The organism is Clostridium estertheticum (assembly GCF_011065935.2).
Classification (GTDB): Bacteria; Bacillota; Clostridia; order Clostridiales; family Clostridiaceae; genus Clostridium_AD; species Clostridium_AD estertheticum_A.
Genome location: NZ_JAAMNH020000001.1, coordinates 4,912,980 through 4,931,492, shown reverse-complemented (window position 1 = coordinate 4,931,492; position 18,513 = coordinate 4,912,980). Strand labels below are relative to the sequence as shown.

9 protein-coding genes and 2 pseudogenes are annotated in these 18,513 nt (G+C 33.7%); 7 read left to right on the top strand and 4 right to left on the bottom strand.

What is annotated here, in order from left to right:
* Positions 1-1,365, top strand: coding sequence for a sensor histidine kinase (locus G9F72_RS23380; RefSeq protein WP_164958072.1), 1,365 nt, complete (start codon positions 1-3; stop codon positions 1,363-1,365).
* A gap of 91 nt (positions 1,366-1,456) precedes the next feature.
* Here the strand turns inward: G9F72_RS23380 and G9F72_RS23375 are convergent.
* Both G9F72_RS23375 and G9F72_RS23370 read right to left on the bottom strand, forming a co-directional pair.
* A pseudogene (locus tag G9F72_RS23375) lies at positions 1,457-1,645 on the bottom strand (transposase); the annotation flags it as partial.
* A gap of 107 nt (positions 1,646-1,752) precedes the next feature.
* The gene (locus G9F72_RS23370) at positions 1,753-3,570 is read right to left on the bottom strand and encodes a sulfite exporter TauE/SafE family protein (protein ID WP_164958073.1); all 1,818 of its coding nucleotides are present in this window, start codon (positions 3,568-3,570) and stop codon (positions 1,753-1,755) included.
* Positions 3,571-3,914: 344 nt separating this feature from the next.
* On the opposite strand from G9F72_RS23370, the gene G9F72_RS23365 reads away from it, so the two are divergent.
* The 4 genes and pseudogenes from G9F72_RS23365 to G9F72_RS23350 all read left to right on the top strand — a co-directional run bounded on the left by G9F72_RS23365 (position 3,915) and on the right by G9F72_RS23350 (position 9,540).
* Positions 3,915-4,886 (top strand): serine hydrolase, encoded by a 972-nt coding sequence (locus G9F72_RS23365; RefSeq protein ID WP_164958074.1) that lies wholly within the window; start codon positions 3,915-3,917, stop codon positions 4,884-4,886.
* A 248-nt stretch (positions 4,887-5,134) separates the two neighbouring features.
* Complete coding sequence (locus tag G9F72_RS23360) at positions 5,135-5,374, top strand: ferrous iron transport protein A (RefSeq protein ID WP_164958075.1); 240 nt, start codon at positions 5,135-5,137, stop codon at positions 5,372-5,374.
* A gap of 59 nt (positions 5,375-5,433) precedes the next feature.
* A pseudogene (feoB, locus tag G9F72_RS23355) lies at positions 5,434-7,655 on the top strand (ferrous iron transport protein B).
* A 160-nt stretch (positions 7,656-7,815) separates the two neighbouring features.
* A complete protein-coding gene (locus tag G9F72_RS23350) occupies positions 7,816-9,540 on the top strand; it encodes a phospho-sugar mutase (RefSeq protein ID WP_164958079.1) in 1,725 nt (574 codons plus the stop codon).
* Between the two features lie 121 nt (positions 9,541-9,661).
* Here G9F72_RS23350 and G9F72_RS23345 read toward each other — a convergent pair whose 3' ends face one another.
* Together G9F72_RS23345 and G9F72_RS23340 are read right to left on the bottom strand one after the other, a co-directional pair.
* Positions 9,662-9,931: a late competence development ComFB family protein gene (locus G9F72_RS23345; RefSeq protein WP_164958080.1), complete on the bottom strand. Its 270-nt coding sequence runs from the start codon at positions 9,929-9,931 to the stop codon at positions 9,662-9,664.
* Between the two features lie 185 nt (positions 9,932-10,116).
* A complete protein-coding gene (locus G9F72_RS23340) occupies positions 10,117-10,284 on the bottom strand; it encodes a hypothetical protein (protein WP_164958082.1) in 168 nt (55 codons plus the stop codon).
* Positions 10,285-10,603: 319 nt separating this feature from the next.
* Here G9F72_RS23340 and G9F72_RS23335 point away from each other — a divergent pair, with 319 nt between their 5' ends.
* Together G9F72_RS23335 and G9F72_RS23330 are read left to right on the top strand one after the other, a co-directional pair.
* Complete coding sequence (locus G9F72_RS23335) at positions 10,604-14,389, top strand: PD-(D/E)XK nuclease family protein (protein WP_164958084.1); 3,786 nt, start codon at positions 10,604-10,606, stop codon at positions 14,387-14,389.
* The gene (locus tag G9F72_RS23330; RefSeq protein ID WP_164958085.1) at positions 14,389-18,504 is read left to right on the top strand and encodes a UvrD-helicase domain-containing protein; all 4,116 of its coding nucleotides are present in this window, start codon (positions 14,389-14,391) and stop codon (positions 18,502-18,504) included. The genes G9F72_RS23335 and G9F72_RS23330 overlap by 1 nt, the downstream gene beginning before the upstream one ends.
* The last annotated feature ends 9 nt before the right edge of the window (positions 18,505-18,513 follow it).

The following is an 18,513-nucleotide window of genomic DNA, read 5'->3' as shown; positions in this document are numbered from 1 at the left end:
ATGCAAAGCATAAGAAAAAGATTAAGTATTATTTTAGTATGTACTGCTATATTAGCACTTTTCATATCCACGCTCTTGGTAAATATAACTATATCAACAACCTTTAACAAGTACTTAGTGGAAATACAGAATAAGAGGAATACCAGAATAGTTACATATTTAGAAGATGTATATAAGAAAAATGGAAAGTGGTCGGAAACTTCTGGAATAGAAATTTCACATGAAGCGTATATGAGTAGCTATTGCCTTACGCTTAAGGATGAAAATAACAAAGTTCTTTGGGGAATGAATCCTAATGAAATTATTAACAACATGGATGCCACTATGCAAGTTAAAAATGGAGGAGTTTATACTACAAGCACCTTCGATATAAAATCTGGGGGTAAAATTGTAGGCTATATAGAAGTAGGACAATATGCGCCAGTACTGTTATCCAAAGAAGATGTAGATTTCAAAGGTTCGATAAATAAGAGCATTATTTTAAGTGTAGTACTATCGATTTTAATAACAATATTAATTAGTCTATTTATCTCAAAGCAATTTTCTACTCCTCTTAGGCAAGTTTCAAAGATATCAGTTCACCTTTCAAATGGAAATTATGATGAAAGATCAGAGGATAAGAGCAATATTCTAGAACTTGAAGATTTAAGAAATAGTATAAATACACTTGGAGAAAAGCTTCAACATCAGGATTTGCTTAGAAAAAGATTGATATCAGATATATCACATGAAATTAGAACGCCTCTTAATATTCTTCAAAATAATTTTGAAGCAATGATAGACGGTATTTTTCCAGTAGACAATGAGAGATTAGCTTACCTTAATGAAGAAGTTATCAGGTTTGGAAAGCTAATAGACAATTTAAATGGACTAAAGGAAATTGAAGGTGAAGAAATAAGCTTGGATGTAGAAAAAATTTCTTTGAAAGATATTTTATCCTCTGTTGTAAAGGAATTTGAACTAGTATCAGAAAATAAGAAACTTCAAATGACATTAGAATGTAATACCAGCAAACAATTTAATATTTTAGGTGAAACGGATAAAATAAAACAGGTAATTATTAATATACTTTCAAATGCAGTTAAGTTTACTAAAGAGAATGGTGAAATTAATATCACGTTAAAGGAAGCAGATGAAAAAGTAATATTAAAAATAGAAGATACAGGTATAGGAATTAGTAAGGAAGACTTACCTTATATATTCGAAAGGTTATATAGAGGAGACAAAAGTAGACATGAAACAGTAGGCACAGGAATAGGCCTCACCATAGTAAAGAATATATTAACCCTTCACAAGGCAAACATAGAAGTGAAAAGCGAAGAAGGGAAGGGGAGCGCGGTTACTGTTTATTTTAATAGGGTTTAGTGCTTTGGATTGACAAGTGGGGACGGTTAACAATTAGATAAACAGTTGAAATGGGATAAATGGTGGAGGGCGGTTAATAATAAGTTATAGCCTATCCCTTAAAAGGTACAAGTTTTTTAAGAAAAACTTGTACCTTTTTATTTTTTTTATTAAAGTACATTGCATAAGAAAAATTTATTCCGTGCATAACTTTTGATATATCTGCACCATTAGCATCAACCAATAAATGTGCATGGTTATCCATAAGGCAGTACCCATAAATTTTAACATTATAGAGTTTTTTATACTTCTTAAATTATTGCCTATGCATCGAGATGATATTCACATTCGTATTCTTAAGTTAATTATTTAGATAGTTGTTAACCGTACCCACCGTGTTCTTCTTAGTTATTTTAAATACTTATCCCTTAACTCTTCAAGAACTATAGGTTTAATATCCTTAGATACGTCAATTAAGCCCAGTGTAGTGTTATCTTTAACTATTGCATAAACACCAGGTTTATCAAAGGTCAAGGCTACTTTTACAATGCCTTTTTTGCCTTGGAAGGATGAAATTGTTTTATCATCAGAGCCAATTATTGAATAGGTTCCCATAGCATTATCAAACTTTGTTAAGTCAAAGGATAAATTAGCTTTAAGACCACTTTGTACTGAAGATATAAGCGGGGAAAGTTCGTAACCAATTCCACTTATAGTTAAGCTTTGGGTATTATTACTTATGTTAGCCTTTTTAGTTAAAAGGTCAATGGGAGTTTTGGCTATATCGCTGCCATATATACTAGCAGTGCTAGGTGGAGTAGCAGCAGCGCCGCCGGCATCAGCACCAGTAGCACCAGGAGAACAACAACTTCCACCAGCTGCTACTGGTGGAACAGTACCTGTGGCTGTAGAAGTATCAATAGCCTTAACATCATCTACTACCTTAATTACACCACTTATCATACCCATCCAACAGCTAAAGTTTATATCTTTATCTCCTGGTGTGAAATTTATGATATTTTCACCAGATTCTAATTTTTTTTCTTCACTTAAAGAAGGCACAACAATGGAGTTATTACAAGAGGTGAGTACCTCTCCATTTATTATCCACTTAACAGGTACATTCTTTTGTACATAAAATACATTAGGAGTGTAGCCATTAGCATTAGCAGTCATTCTTATTACTTGAACTCCATTTTCAATAGTAGCTTTTGAACCATTTGCAGGAGAAGCAGTCTGCTTAGCTGCGGTACTATTTACAAAAGCCATAGGTGACACATTAATACCAGCAAGTGCGAGCCCTCTATTACCCATAATAAGTCCAAGAACAACTATAAGAATTCCTCCGAACTTTACAAGCTGCTTAGTGTGATCCTTACTTAAAAGACCAGAAAGAGCTCCAAAGCCAAGCATTAGAGGCACTGTTCCAAGAGAAAATACAAACATTGAAGTGGCACCGATTAGAGCACTACCTGTTCCAAGAGCATATAGTTGCATAGTCTGGAGAGGTCCACAAGGCATAAGACCATTCAAAATGCCTACAACAAAAGGAGTTTTGCCGCTTTTTTTAATATTACAGGCAGACCAAGGCAATCTTATGTTGAATTTTCTAAAAAGACTGTAGCCAGCCATATTTAATCCCATAACAATCATAAAAAGTCCAGCCAAAACTTGAAGACCGGCCTTAAAAGGTAAAGTAAGAGAAAAAACAGAGCCTAGAGCTCCAACAATTCCACCAAGAATAGTGTAGGATATCACTCTGCCAAGATTATAAAATATAGCAGGTTTTAGGGCCTCAAATTTATTCTTATTTCCTATTGAAATACTTTGAGATAACATTATGCCACCGCACATACCCACGCAGTGCAGGGAAGTAAAAATACCCACTACAAATAAAACTAAATAGGAAGCATTTTTCAACTTAGAATCCATGTCAAAGCTATTTCCAGCCTTGCTTAAAAGAAAAATTGCAACGACTATAACTAGTAGGCCAATAATTTTAAAATTACCAGAATTCTCTGTACTATAGCCGAGTTTTGAGATTTTTTCTTTAATTTGTGCTATATTGCAAATTTCATCATCATATTCTAAAAATGCACTTTCGCTTTTGTAATCAGCTAATACCTTTGTAACTCCAGGTATATTCAACAAGGCCTTTTCAATTCTAGTTTCACAGGAGGTACAGGTCATGTTGTAGACTTTGATTTTTTGTTTTTTATTACTCATACTACACCTTCTTTTTAATAATATTAATTTAAATTATAAGCGCCTGGCATGAAGATTTTATGAAGATTAGAATAGTAATTATAATATTATATTTATAAACTATTTTTAAAAGATACAAATTATTGTTAACCGTCCCTAGTATTTCCTTTTAAAATAAAAAAACATAAAGTTTTGATGAAAATTAAGGTATAATGTAAAGTAGTAAATAAATTAATAAATTGTTAGCATAATTGTCATCAAAATGACACATAAAAAATATATTTTTATAGTAAGAGTATTTCAAAGGGGATAATATCTATAATAGATACACCTAATATAGATGTATAAGGGGGGGGGATGGGTAGATGGTAGATAAGCAAATTGTCATTTCATTAACATTAATAATGGCATTCTTTGCAACATTTAGTGTAAGCAAACAGCCGATAGTAGCCAGCGAAAGTATTGCTACGTTTAATTATATTTCCAATTATAATAAAAGTAATAATTATGGAATATCTAAATCCATATCTAAAACGGATTATGAGGATCTAGTGTATAAACAGTCATTAGAGTACAAGCTAAGCAAGGTAGAAAGAAATGCTGTGAAACAAGCTCAGTTAGATAACTTAGAAAAAGGTATTAGAACATTTTTAGGCAACAATATAAACAAAGTTGGATTGGTTTACTATGATATAAATTCTAATAAATTTATTGAAATAAATCAGGACAAACAGTTTGTAGCGGCTAGCACAATAAAAGTACCTATAAACATGCTTATGTATGATATGATTCAGGAACAAAAGATTGATATAAACGAAAAATTAGTATTTAAAGAAGGCGATTATGAAGAGGGTGCAGGAATACTTCAAGGAACGGATTTAAGTAAACCGATCGCAATAAAGACCTTAAGTGACTATTCAATAATTTATTCGGACAATATAGCTATAAATATGATTTTAAGAAGAGTAGGCAATGAAAATAAATATGATTATATTGAAAAAATCGTAGCTCATCCTACAGTTCATAGTGGAAATAATACTACACCAAAGGATTCTTTTAAAATCCTAGAAAAATTATATTTAAACCTTGATAATAATAAATACTACAGTGATATGATTGAAACTATGAAAAAAACAGAGTATCATGATAGGATAGATAAGTATATTCCTAAGGGCATTGTAGCTCATAAAATAGGTGACTATGGCGAGTGTGTAAACGATATTGCCATTGTAAGTAAGGACAATCCATACATTCTTGTGATTTTTACCAAGAACCTAACCGAGGCAAATGAGACTATTGCACAAGTGTCTAAGATTGTATATGACGCCCAAGAATAAAAGAGATATAGATTTCGCATATAACTTAAGTAGGTAATATAAGCTCTATGTTTTGGTATATAAAGAAAAGTATAAATTACGTAAAATTAATTTTATGTAGCTTATACTTTTTTTAATTTTAGTGACGATTTTAACTTTAAATTCATAATATAAAGCAATGGTACATTGGAATAAATATACTGCTTTCTTTGGCAAGTTAATTATTGTCATGTGCCTAGATACCTAAGCTTAGTAAAGTAGGTGAAAAAATGGAAAATACAACAGTGAAACTAACAGAAATTGCTGTGGGGAAAAAGGCTCAAGTGGTAGAATTACGTTCAAAAGGCTTGTCAAGACAACGAATGCTGGATTTAGGAATAGTACCAAATACTATTATCCATGTTCTTAGACAGAGTCCCTTTGGAGATCCTACTGCCTATCTTATACGAGACACTTGTATTGCACTAAGAGAGGAAGAAGCAAAGAGTATTATGGTAAAACACATATAGATGTAACTCTGGCATGACAATAAATATCAACTAAAAAAGCAATAGAAAGGAGAAGGAATATGGGCCTAACTCACAGTTCCAGCACAAAGCAAGGGTTAAAGGACCTTTTTAATGTAGAAAAATTTAAGGAAGAGGATTATGTAATTGCACTTGCAGGAAATCCTAATACAGGAAAAAGCACAGTGTTCAATGCATTAACGGGACTTCATCAGCATACAGGAAATTGGCCAGGCAAAACAGTAGTAAACTCTCAAGGAAAATATGGTCATAGAGACACAAACTTTATTATTGTGGATTTACCAGGCACTTATTCTCTTCTTGCAAGTTCTGTAGAAGAAATAGTAGCTAGAGACTTTATATGTTTCGGAAAGCCAGATGTAACAGTGGTGGTGCTTGATGCTACCTGTATTGAGAGAAATTTAAACTTGCTTTTGCAGGTAATGGAAATTACGGATAAGGTGGTAGCTTGCGTAAATCTCATGGATGAGGCTAAAAGTAAAAACATAAGAATAGATATGGGGGCACTATCAAATGAATTAGGTATTCCGGTGGTGCCAACTACTGCTAGAAGTAATATAGGAATGAATATTTTGAAAGATAACATATATGATTTATGCACTAATAAAATTCATACATGTTCAGTACAAATTCAATATTCTAAGATTATTGAAGAGGAGCTAAAGCGTCTCACCCCAATGCTCAGTTCGATTTTTATGGATAAAATTAACACGAAATGGCTTGCCCTAAGACTTTTAGATGGAGATGAATCCCTCTTAAATTCTATAAGTAAATATTTAGATTATGACCTAGGCATCTTAAAAAAATAGACTAGCATACACACTAGTTATCTTTAAAGATGCCTTAAAAAGCAATTAATAGGAGGGTGTAATAATTGAACTTAAAGGAAGACATAAGTATAAAGAAAGTTCTAGAAGAAATCAAACTATTTAGAGCTAAGAACAATGAAAACATAAGAGACACTATTGTATCTACTATTTATAAAACAGCTGAGGAGATAACTAGAAAAACCGTTACAAAAGACACTGAAAGATTGTTATCTCAAAAAAAGATTGATGACATAGTCACCTCTAAAAAAACCGGTATCCCCATAATGATACTACTACTCGCAGTGGTGTTTTGGCTTACAATTCAGGGCGCAAATTACCCTTCACAACTTATAGCAAAATTCTTATTTTGGATAGAAGCAAAGCTTGCTCTATTCTTTATCTATATACAAATGCCACTTTGGCTAAACAATCTTTTAGTACTAGGAGTATATAGAACCTTTGCCTGGGTAGTCGCTGTAATGCTACCACCTATGGCAATATTCTTTCCTATATTTACACTCCTAGAGGATGGTGGGTATCTTCCAAGAATATGCTTCAATTTAGACCATGTGTTTAAAAAAGCTTGCTGCCATGGAAAACAAGCGCTAACCATGTGTATGGGCTTTGGTTGCAATGCTGCCGGTGTAATAGCCTGCAGGATAATTGAATCACCAAGAGAAAGACTTATAGCCATTGTAACCAATAACTTTGTACCCTGTAATGGAAGATTCCCAACTTTGATAGCTCTATCCATGGTGTTTGTAGGAGTGAAATTTTCCTCAGCTAGTAGCTCTATTATAGCTGCACTAATGGTAGTAGTTTTAGTACTTATAGGCATAGGAATCACACTGCTATCCTCCTATACACTATCAAAAACAATATTAAAAGGCATGCCCTCAAGCTTTACCCTAGAGCTACCACCCTATAGAAAACCTCAACTAGGCAGAGTATTATATACCTCTATAATCGATAGAACAATGTTTGTGCTCGGTAGAGCCATAACTGTAGCAGTGCCCGCTGGTGCCATAACCTACATTCTTGGAAATATAATAATAGGAGATATAAGCATACTAGCCCATGCGGCAAATTTTCTAAATCCCTTTGCGCAGCTTATAGGACTCGACGGTTTTATCTTAATAGCCTTTATTTTAGGATTTCCAGCAAATGAAATTGTACTTCCTATTCTTTTAATGGCATATCTATCTAAAGGATCTATGCTTCAATTTGAAAGCATAAGTCAGCTTCGAGAAATTCTACTCAATAATGGCTGGACTTACTTGACCCTAATAAACACAATGTTATTTTCACTACTGCATTTCCCTTGTGCTACAACAGTATGGACTATCAAAAAAGAAACAGGCAGTCTTAGATGGACATTATTATCTATATTAATGCCCACATGCATTGCTATAATAATTTGTTTTTGTACCACTCAAATCTATAGAATCTTTTAACCCAAAAACCTGGGGACGGTTAACAATTAATATTATTAATTGTTAACCGTCCCCACACTTCCTCACGAAAGTACCCAAAAAAAGTATTGTTTAAAAAATACAGAAAATAATGTATAATGTTATATAATAATAGTAATTATTTGGAGAGGTGTGAGTTGAAATGACTTATATGAAAAAATATGAAGAATGGTTAAATAATGAATACTTTGATGAGAAGACTCGAGAAGATTTAAAATCAATAGCAGAAGATCCTAAAGAAATTCAAGATAGGTTTTACATGGATTTAGAGTTTGGAACTGCAGGGCTAAGAGGGAAATTAGGTGCGGGACTTAACAGAATGAACATATACATTATTTCAAGAGCAACTCAAGGACTTGCAGAGTATATTAAAGGTTATGGCAAAGAATATATGGATAGAGGCGTAGCTATAGCATACGACTGTAGACATTTTTCTGAGAAATTTGCAGCTACAGCAGCGCAAGTTTTAGCGGCAAATGGAATAAAGGCTTATTTATTTGAGCAGCTAAGGCCTACTCCAGAATTATCTTATGCGGTAAGAACATTACATACTGCCTCAGGAATAGTAGTAACTGCTAGTCATAATCCTCGCGAATACAACGGATACAAAGTATATTGGGAAGATGGTGCGCAAATTTTATCATCTATAGCAGAAGATATAACAGAAAAAATCCAGAGTATTTCGGACTTTAGTTCTATAAAAGTCATGGATATGGATGAAGCCAAGGGAAAAGGTTTAATAGTGATGCTTGGAAAAGCTATGGATGATGAGTACTTTGAAAAAGTAAAAGGTCTAGCTATAAGAGAAGACATAGATAAGGATATAAAAATTGTATACACTCCTCTAAACGGAACAGGAAATGTACCTGTAAGGCGCGTCCTTAAGGAAAGAGGCTTTACAAATATAATAGTAGTGCCAGAGCAAGAAAATCCAGATCCAGATTTTACAACAGTTGGGTACCCAAATCCAGAAGATGTAAAAGCCTTTAAGTATGCCCAGGCTCTTGGGAAAAAAGAAGGGGCAGAATTATTAATAGCTACGGACCCAGATTGTGATAGACTTGCCATAATGGTTAGAGATAAAAATGGTGAATATGTTGCCTTCAATGGTAATCAAACAGGAGCAATACTCATAAAATATGTAGTAGAAGGAATGAAGGAAAAAGGCACACTTCCAAAGAATGCAGCCATAGTAAAATCCATAGTAACAGGGGATTTAGGTAAGGCTATAGCTAATAAATACGGTGTAGAAACCTTCGAAGTACTAACAGGCTTCAAAAATATTTGTGGTAAAATTCCTGATTTTAAGAGGGACAATAGCAATGAATTTATCTTTGGATATGAAGAGAGCATAGGATATGTTGCCGGTACTTTCGTTCGCGACAAAGATGGAGTAATATCCTCCATGCTTTTATGTGAAGCAGCAGCCTACTATAAATCTCAAGGGAAAACTCTAATAGATATACTGAATGAGATATACGCGGAATTTGGGTATTATAGAGAAAACCTAATATCTTTAGTTTTAGAAGGTATAGAAGGTCAAAAGAGAATTTCTAGAATGATGGTAGAATATAGAAAAGACAATCCAAAGACTTTAGGCGACGCAAAGCTGGTTAAATATATAGACTACGAAATAGAAAAATCTTATGACATAATCAACGGCACAGAAGAATCTAGTGGAATTCCAGTATCTAATGTACTTAAATTCTATTTCGATGATGAGAGTTGGTATGCTGTAAGACCTTCAGGTACAGAACCGAAAATTAAAATATACATGTATTCTAAGGGTAAAACTTTAGAAATATCAGAAAAGAAATTAGAAGAAATGAAAGAGATAATTATAGAAAAACTTCAAAGCACAAAATAAAAATACCCCATAGAGTAGGCCATAATTGTCTATTCTATGGGGTATTTTTTAGATCGAACTGTTTATGAAAACTTAAATTTAATTTCATATAAAGGTTTACCTAGCCAACCTCCAAACCTATCTAGTGCTTTGGATTAGCAGATACTATGTCTATAGCTTTTGTAATAGCCATGACAACATTAATTTGTTCTTGTTTATCAACTTCATTTAATGCTTTAGTATATATTTCACCTTGCTCAGAAACAATATATTTTGTGGACAAGGCGTTCAATGCTAAAGCCTTAATATCCAATTTACACTTTTCACATTTACAAATAGTATCATATCTTTGTAATATTTCGTCTAACAGTTTGCTTACTTCTATTTCAGAAAAATTCTTTAAATTATACATTATAATCCTCCTAATGCTTGTCTCGTTAGATAACATAATACAAAAATTATAGCACACATATTTATTATTTTATATAGAAAAAATTGGATATTATTTTTTAAATATGTGAATTAATAATTCACATATTGCTTTTGTAACATCAATATAATTTATACCCTCATTTTTATGACAAACCGTAACATAATTTACTTTTTCTTTTTTCTATAATACACACCCAATGTAATAAATGTTATAGCTAAAAATAGATAAGTAACTCCAAATCCTATTCTATTAGAACTAAACCAAACTATTGAAGTAATAGCATTTATAATTCCTATAATAAAATTCAGGTAACTGACAAGATGTTTTTTCAAAACAATTCCCCCTCTTTTTAATTAACTACATATAAGAATTGTTGCTTAACTAATTATACAATATTTATCCAAATTATAGTAAATGTATATATTTTAGTTAGAAAATCATATAAATACAGTCTAATATAAAGCCATTTCAATATTATTAAGTATACTTCACATGTTATAATATAATGATAACCGCTAGAGAAAATACACTTATTATGGTAAAATTATACATGATATAATATATAGAGGCGCGTTAAAATAAATAACAAGTCAGTATGTTTGGTACTTATTTTCATGTGCCTAAGGCCTAAAAAAGAAGGGATGTGTTTTTGTGAGTTTAAGATTTATTTACGGAGGAGCTGGCAAAGGGAAAAGTACGTTCTGCCTCGCGGATATAAAGCAAAGGCAAGTGGAAGAGTGTGAAAAACCCCTAGTACTTTTAGTACCAGAACAATTCTCCTTTCAAGCTGAAAAAAATCTTATAAAAGTAGTTGGATCCACAGGAATAAAAAACGTCCAAGTGCTTAGTTTTAATAGGTTAGCGTACAAAGTCTTTAGTGAAGTTGGAGGTATAACTCACATGCCTTTAGATGCCTCAGGAAAAGCAATGCTTATTCACAGCATAATGCAAAAGAAACAAGATGGCTTTAAGGTGTTTAGTGCGGCGTCTAGGCAAAAGGGCTTTGTAGATAATGTAGCTGGTGCCATTACAGAGTTTAAAAAATATGGAATTTCTGTGGAAGATTTAAATGTGGTAAAAGAGAAATTAGGGGAAACCCCCTTGCTAATAGATAAAATAACTGATTTATCCCTTATATATGGAGAATTTGATAATATTTTAAACCTGAACTACGTGGACCCAGATGACGATTTGACCCGATTATATAGTGCCCTTGATGAATGTAATATTTTTGATGGTTCGGAGTTTTGGCTAGATGAGTTTACGGGCTTTACACCCCAACAATATGGAATAATAGAAAAGCTATATAAAAAGGCTAAAAGGGTAAATATAACCCTGCCTCTAAAAAGCTCGGTGCATTCTAAAGGTATGGAGGAATCCGATGCTTTTTATTCTATAAAATCTACAGAAAATAAGCTTTTAGAAATAGCTGAGGAAACTGGCACTAGCATCGATGCACCTATAGAGCTACAAACCAATAAAGATCATAAATTTAAAGATAATGCAGAGCTTTCTTTTCTTGAAAAGAATTATTTTGCATTCCCATACACTCCTTCCACTGAAAAGTGTGAAAATATAAAGGTGTTTAAAGGGCTAAATGCATATTCCGAAATAGAGCATGTGGCAAAGGACATCTTAAGGCTTTGCCGAGATGAAAACATAAGATTTAATAAAATAGCAGTAGTAACCAGAGATTTACCAGCCTATGAAAAGTTAATTAAAGCAATATTTACAGAATACAATATTCCCTTATTTATAGATAAGAAAAAAGATATAACAAGTAATCCCTTAATTGTGCTAATAACCTCCACCGTTGAGATTTTTACTAAGAACTTTAGTTATGAATCAGTGTTTAGGTATCTTAAAACAGGCCTCTTAGATATAGAGACAGAGTGTATAGATATACTAGAAAACTTCGTAATAGAAACAGGTATAAAGGGCAAAAAAAAATGGACAGAACCTGAGCTGTGGCAAGAAAAAATAGAATATTATTTTAGAGACTATTATGAAAAAAAAGCAGCAGAAAGGGAGCTGCAAAAGAGAATAGAAAATGGTGAAGCTGAGGGAAATCAGCAATCTAAGGAAAATGGACAACCTGTGAAAAATCAGCAATCTGAAGAAAATAAAGCAACTGATGAAAACAAGCAACCAGAAGATCATCAAAACCCAACAACCCAGGTCGAAAAGGAAGCTGAAAAAATAGAAGCTATCATTAAAATTCTAAATGATACAAGAGACACTTTCATAAAGCCGCTACTAGAATTAAATGAAAAATTAAAAGGTAAAAACACCACCGTAAAAATTTGTACCGCCCTATTTGAATTTTTAGAGTGCATAAAGGTATATAAAACTCTAGAGCAGTGGATAGAGAATTTCAAAAATGATGGTGCCCAAGAGCAGGTGACAGAGTACGGCAAAATATGGAACCTAGTTATGGAACTATTAGATCAGATGGTAGAAGTGCTAGGCACAGAAACCTTATCCCTTGAGGAGTTTGTAAAAATCCTATCCATGGGATTTAGCAAACACCAAATGGGACTTATTCCACCAGCACTAGATGGAGTTTCCATCACTAGCTTAGATCGTATAAAAAGTCACGACATAAGTGCCTTATATATTATAGGGGTAAACGATGGAGTGTTCCCAAAGGGCAATAAGGAAGACGGGATATTCACAGACAGGGACAGATTAATTTTAAAAGAAAAGGGAGTAGAAATGGCCAGTGACACCAAAACAGAGGTGTTCAATGAGCAGTATTTAATCTATGCTACCATAACTATCCCAAGCAAATATTTAAATATAAGTTATCCAATAGGAGATTATGAAGGGAAAACTCTAAGACCTTCTATTATAATATCTAGATTTAAAGCCTTATTTAAAGGGCTTGTAGAACAAAGCAGTATAACAGAATATATGGACGACCTTCATGAGATGCAGGAATCACAAGATGTTCAGGGAGCTCAGGATATGCAAGAGGCTCATGAACTTTCAGAGGTATGTGCTAAAATTCCAACTTTTAATGGCTTAATCTTTGCGCTTAGAAAATATTTAGAGGAAGGGTATATATCTCCTCTTTGGGTTAAAGTTTATAAGTGGTACCAGAAACAAGCTCAGTGGAAAGAAAAGAGCGACAGCATGTTCCAGGGCTTTGATTATAAGAATGAAGTAAAAATGCTGGAAAAAGAAAAAGTTAAATTACTTTATGGTGATAAAAACTATTTTAGCGTATCTAGAATAGAAAAATATGAAGAGTGTCCATTTGCTTATTTTGTGCAATATGGATTAAAAGCAAAGGAAAGAAAAACTTTTACCTTTTCTTCCCCGGACTTAGGTAGTTTTATGCACAGTGTGCTTGATAATTTTTCAAAGCTTGTGGATAAAAGTGAAATAAAATGGGCGGATCTTGACCGTGGATGGTGCGAGAAAAATATAGCAACCATTGTAGAAACAGAAGCAGATCAAGGTTCTAGTGGCTATATATTAAACAGTACCCCAAGGTATAAGTACTTTACGGAGAGATTGAAAAGAGTTTTAAAGCGAACCATATTTGTCATAGTTGAGCAAATGAAAAATAGTGGCTTTGAACCTTTTGGTTATGAAGTATCCTTTGGCTTTAATGAGGGAGATTATCCACCGATTGAAGTCGAACTATCCACAGGGGAAACCGTAAATTTAGTGGGTAGAATAGATAGGGTAGATAAGTTAATAAATGAAGGAGAAGAATTCTACAGAATAATAGATTATAAATCCGGCAATAAGGATTTTAAACTATCCGATGTGTATTATGGACTTCAAATACAACTATTGACCTATTTAGATGCCATGCTTACCAATGAAACAGCGCTTTCACAGGAAGCAATTTTCCCAGCAGGTATACTGTATTTTAAAATAGATGACCCAGTTATAAAAGCTAAAAATAATTTAGATGAAGAGGAACTAGAAAAAGCCATAATGAAGGCTTTAAAAATGAAGGGCCTACTGTTAGCAGATACTAAAATAATTAGGGAAATGGATAGAAATATTCAAGGCGCATCTCTAGTAGTTCCAGCCTCTATTAAGAAAGATGGAGAATTAGGCTCAAGGTCATCGGTAGCAACTAAAGAGCAATTTGATATGCTGCTAAAACATGTAAAGGAAAACTTAATATGCACCTGCGAGGAAATGCTAAGTGGGGAAATAGATATAAAGCCCTACAAGAAAAAGGATATGACGCCATGTGCTTATTGTGAATACTCATCTATTTGTCAATTTGACCCTACATTAAAGGAAAATACCTATAAGATAATAAAAGATAAGAAGGACCAGGAAATCTGGGAACTCTTAAGTAATGAATCAGATATATCTAATGGAGAGATAAATCCTGAATCTGAAAAGGAATCACAAGGCCAGGCGCAGTTAGATAATGCAAATGCCCAAGAGATGGGAGGGGAAGAGTAATGGACAAGGATACAAGTGAAATTGTGCAAGTGGAAAAAAAGGTATCATGGACACAGGATCAACAAAAAGCTATATTAACTCGGGACTGCAATATTCTAGTAGCGGCAGCTGCGGGTTCCGGAAAAACTGCAGTACTGGTGGAGAGAATAATAAAAATAGTAACAGATGAAGACAGGCCTACAGATATAGACAAGCTCTTAGTAGTTACCTTCACCAATGCAGCTGCATCAGAAATGCGGGAGAGAATAGCGCAAGCAATCTCAAAAGAGCTTCATAAAAATCCACAAAGTAAGTTACTGCAAAGGCAGCTTACACTATTAAATAAATCCAGCATTACAACTATTCACTCTTTTTGTCTTGAGGTTATAAGAAGCAATTTTCATATAGTAGATTTAGACCCTAATTTTAGAATAGCTGATACAACAGAAGCAGTGCTTTTAAAACAGGAAGCCCTAGAAGAGCTTTTCGAAGAAAGATACGTATCCATAGCAGAAGGCGAGAACAACGTAGAACAAGAGAATAACGTAGAACAAGAGAATAATCAAGAACTAGAGAAAGACCCAGAGGAATCTCCTAGCTTTGAAAGACTGGCAGAAACTTCTAGTTTCCTCAAGCTAGTAGAATCCTACAGCAATAATAAAGAAGACCTAGGCCTTCAAACCATAGTTCTTAGCCTTTATAATTTTGCCATGAGTTCTACAGATCCAACAAAGTGGCTACTAAATGCAGCAGAGGATTTTAACATTAAAGAAGGTTACAGCCTTAGCGATACACCTTGGGCAGTAGTTTTAATAGAGGATATTAAAATAGAGCTACAAGGCATTGAAAAAGTAATGATAAAAGCATTGAAAATCATAGATGGAAATGAAGCTATAGCCTTGTATAATGATGTTTTCAAAGCTGATTTGGAGATTATTTCTGACCTTTTATCTGCATCTAAAAATTCTTTTGGAAATTTGGCGGCAACTATAGAAACCTTGAGCTTTCAAAAACTTCCCAGCATAAAGGCTTGCAAGGACAAGGAAAAACAAAAATCAGTACAGGATATAAGAAATAAGGTAAAAAAACAATTGCAAGAGCTAAGTCAGCAGGTAATGGGCGCAAATTCAGAAACAGCACTTCAGGATATAAAAAAACTATACCCGCAAATGATGGCTCTATCACAGCTAGTTATAGATTTGCAGGAAAAATACACACAAAAGAAAAAAGAACGATCCATTATAGATTTCAACGACTTTGAGCATTATTGCCTTCATATATTAATGGAAAAAAACGACCAGGGAGAAATAGTACTAGATGATCAGGGAAAACCACAACCTTCACCTGTAGCAGTACAACTAAGAAATAAATATGAAGAAATTTTGATAGATGAATATCAAGATAGCAACATGGTTCAGGAAACCTTACTAAACATAATTTCAAGAGAGAAAATAGGGGCTCCAAATGTATTTATGGTAGGAGACGTTAAACAGAGCATATATAGATTTAGGCAGGCAAGACCAGAGCTGTTTTTAGGTAAATATAGTTCTTATTCCAAGGAAGATGGAGCAAAAACCAGAAAAATAACTCTATACAAAAATTTTAGAAGCAGAGAACCGGTTATAAATGCTGTAAACTATATTTTCAAAGGAATAATGTGCAAAAACATTGGAGATCTTGACTACACAGATGAAGAAGCACTAAATTTAGGAGCCTTTTTTGAAGAGCTTAAAGAGCCCGGAGTAATAGGCGGTCCAGTGGAGCTGCATCTTATTGAAAAGGATGTTATTGATATCACGGAAGAAACTGCAGACACTGAAGAGGAAAATGCATCAGAGGGCGAGGATGAAAACAAAAACCCTGAGGAAGAAACCCCTACAAATATTCAGTTAGAAGCTAGAATTGTGGCAAAAAGAATAAAAGAATTAATGCTACATAATGGTTCTAAGGCTTTTAAAATTTATGATAAAAGCATTAAGGCTTATAGAAATGTGGACTATAAGGATATTGTAATATTACTTCGTGCCACCTCAAATTGGGCGCCTTCATTTTTAGAAGAGTTAAAGCTTGAAGGTATACCGGTTTATGCAGATACAGGTACAGGATATTTTAACACCATAGAAATTCAAATAATCATGAGTCTCCTTCAAATTATAGATAACCCAAGGCAGGACATACCTATGCTTTCAGTTCTGCGTTCTCCCATAGGAGGATTTACATCCGAGGAGCTAGTAGACATAAGAATAGGTCAAAGAGAAATCTCCTTTTACGAGGCAATGGTGAACTTTTTAGAGGTTAAAGAAATAGAGCTTACTGCTAATTCAAAAAAATGCGAGGCAACAGAGTCCACGGACAATGCATCAGTTATTGACAATGAATCAATAATCGATGAGGTACCAATTATCAATAAAGTACCAATGCCTGACATTGCACCAACCATTCATAATGAGCCAATAATGCCTGAAATAGCACCAATACTTGAAAATACCTCCATAACCCAAAAGCTCACTAAATTCCTAATAAAACTAAACCACTTTAGAGAAATCTGCAAGTATATGCCCATTGATGAATTCATTTGGTATCTATACACAGACACTGGTTATTACGGTTATGTAGGAGCCATGCCGGTCGGAATCCAAAGGCAGGCAAATTTAAGAGTGCTTTTCCAAAGGGCTAGGCAATATGAAGAAACTAGCTATAAGGGATTATTTAATTTTATAAACTTTATAAACAAGCTAAAAATAAGCAGTGGAGACATGGGCAGTGCTAAAACCCTAGGGGAAAATGAAAATGTAGTTAGAATAATGAGTATTCATAAAAGCAAAGGGTTAGAATTCCCTGTAGTATTTCTAAGTGGCACAGGAAAAAACTTTAACCTAATGGACATAAATAAGAGCATATTATTTCATCATGATTTAGGCTACGGTCCAGATTTTGTGGACCCAATAAGAAGAATTTCTTATCCTACAGTTTTAAAACAAGCACTAAGAAAGAAAATAAAAATAGAAAGCCTTTCAGAGGAAATGAGAGTGCTATACGTAGCATTTACAAGAGCAAAGGAAAAGCTTATTATAACTGGGTCAATGAAAAATATAGTAAAAAATATAGGAAGAATGAGCTTTAGTTTAGAAGAAAACACTGAAAAACTTGGAGAATACGAAATTCTAAAAGCTAAAAGCTATTTAGATTGGATAGTACCTTCAGTAATCAGACACCCAGATGGAAAGATGCTAAGAGAGCTAATTGGAATAGATGACGATAACGTAAACCTATTAGAGCATCCATCTAGCTGGCAAGTTAGGTTTTGGAATAGAGAGGACATAGTTAAAACTCAGGAGGTTCAGGAAGAAACCCCTGTGAGTACGCAGGAAAAGTTAACAAGGCTCCAGGAAAAAATCACAGATGAGAAAAATCTTACGGAGATAGAGAAAAGGCTAGGATTCGTTTATAAATATGAAATGTCCACAAAAATGCCTACGGTACTTACAGTAACTGAGCTAAAAAGGAAATTCAATATAGAGCTTACAGAAGGTACCTCAGATAACATGTATGTACCAAAACTTATAAGTAAGCCCAGATTTTTAGAGGAAATAAAAGGCTTAACACCAGCAGAAAAAGGAACCGCTATGCACGCAGTAGTGCAAAGATTAGATTTAAATAAAGTATCAACATTAAGTGAAATAGAGGAGCAAATCCAAATTTACGTTGAAAAACTCTTAATGTCAAAGGAAGAGGCCAAAGCTGTACGGGCACAAAAACTAGTAAAGTTATTTAATACGGAGCTTGGAGCTCGCATGGTAAAAGCCTATAAGCTGGATCTATTAAAAAGAGAAGTTCCTTTCCATATGGAAATTAACTCAACGGATATTTATAAAAATCTGAACCGAGATATTTACGGAGAAGAAAAAATAATGCTTCAAGGGATAATAGATTGTTATTTTGAGGAAGATGGAGAAATAATTCTAGTAGATTACAAAACGGACTCAGTAAAAAATGGTGATGCCAGTGATTTAGTAGAGAAATATAGGTCTCAGCTGGATTATTATGCAAGGGCACTTAAGGCTACTCTTGGAAAAACAGTTAAAGAAAGCTATCTATACTTATTTAGTATAGATGAAGCCGTAGAAGTTAAATAGAGTTCTTAA

Coding starts and splice junctions, on each gene's coding strand:
- G9F72_RS23380 (WP_164958072.1), top strand. CDS start 1: ATGCAAAGCATAAGAAAAAGATTAAGTATTATTTTAGTATGTACTGCT.
- G9F72_RS23370 (WP_164958073.1), bottom strand. CDS start 3,570: ATGAGTAATAAAAAACAAAAAATCAAAGTCTACAACATGACCTGTACC.
- G9F72_RS23365 (WP_164958074.1), top strand. CDS start 3,915: ATGGTAGATAAGCAAATTGTCATTTCATTAACATTAATAATGGCATTC.
- G9F72_RS23360 (WP_164958075.1), top strand. CDS start 5,135: ATGGAAAATACAACAGTGAAACTAACAGAAATTGCTGTGGGGAAAAAG.
- G9F72_RS23350 (WP_164958079.1), top strand. CDS start 7,816: ATGACTTATATGAAAAAATATGAAGAATGGTTAAATAATGAATACTTT.
- G9F72_RS23345 (WP_164958080.1), bottom strand. CDS start 9,931: ATGTATAATTTAAAGAATTTTTCTGAAATAGAAGTAAGCAAACTGTTA.
- G9F72_RS23330 (WP_164958085.1), top strand. CDS start 14,389: ATGGACAAGGATACAAGTGAAATTGTGCAAGTGGAAAAAAAGGTATCA.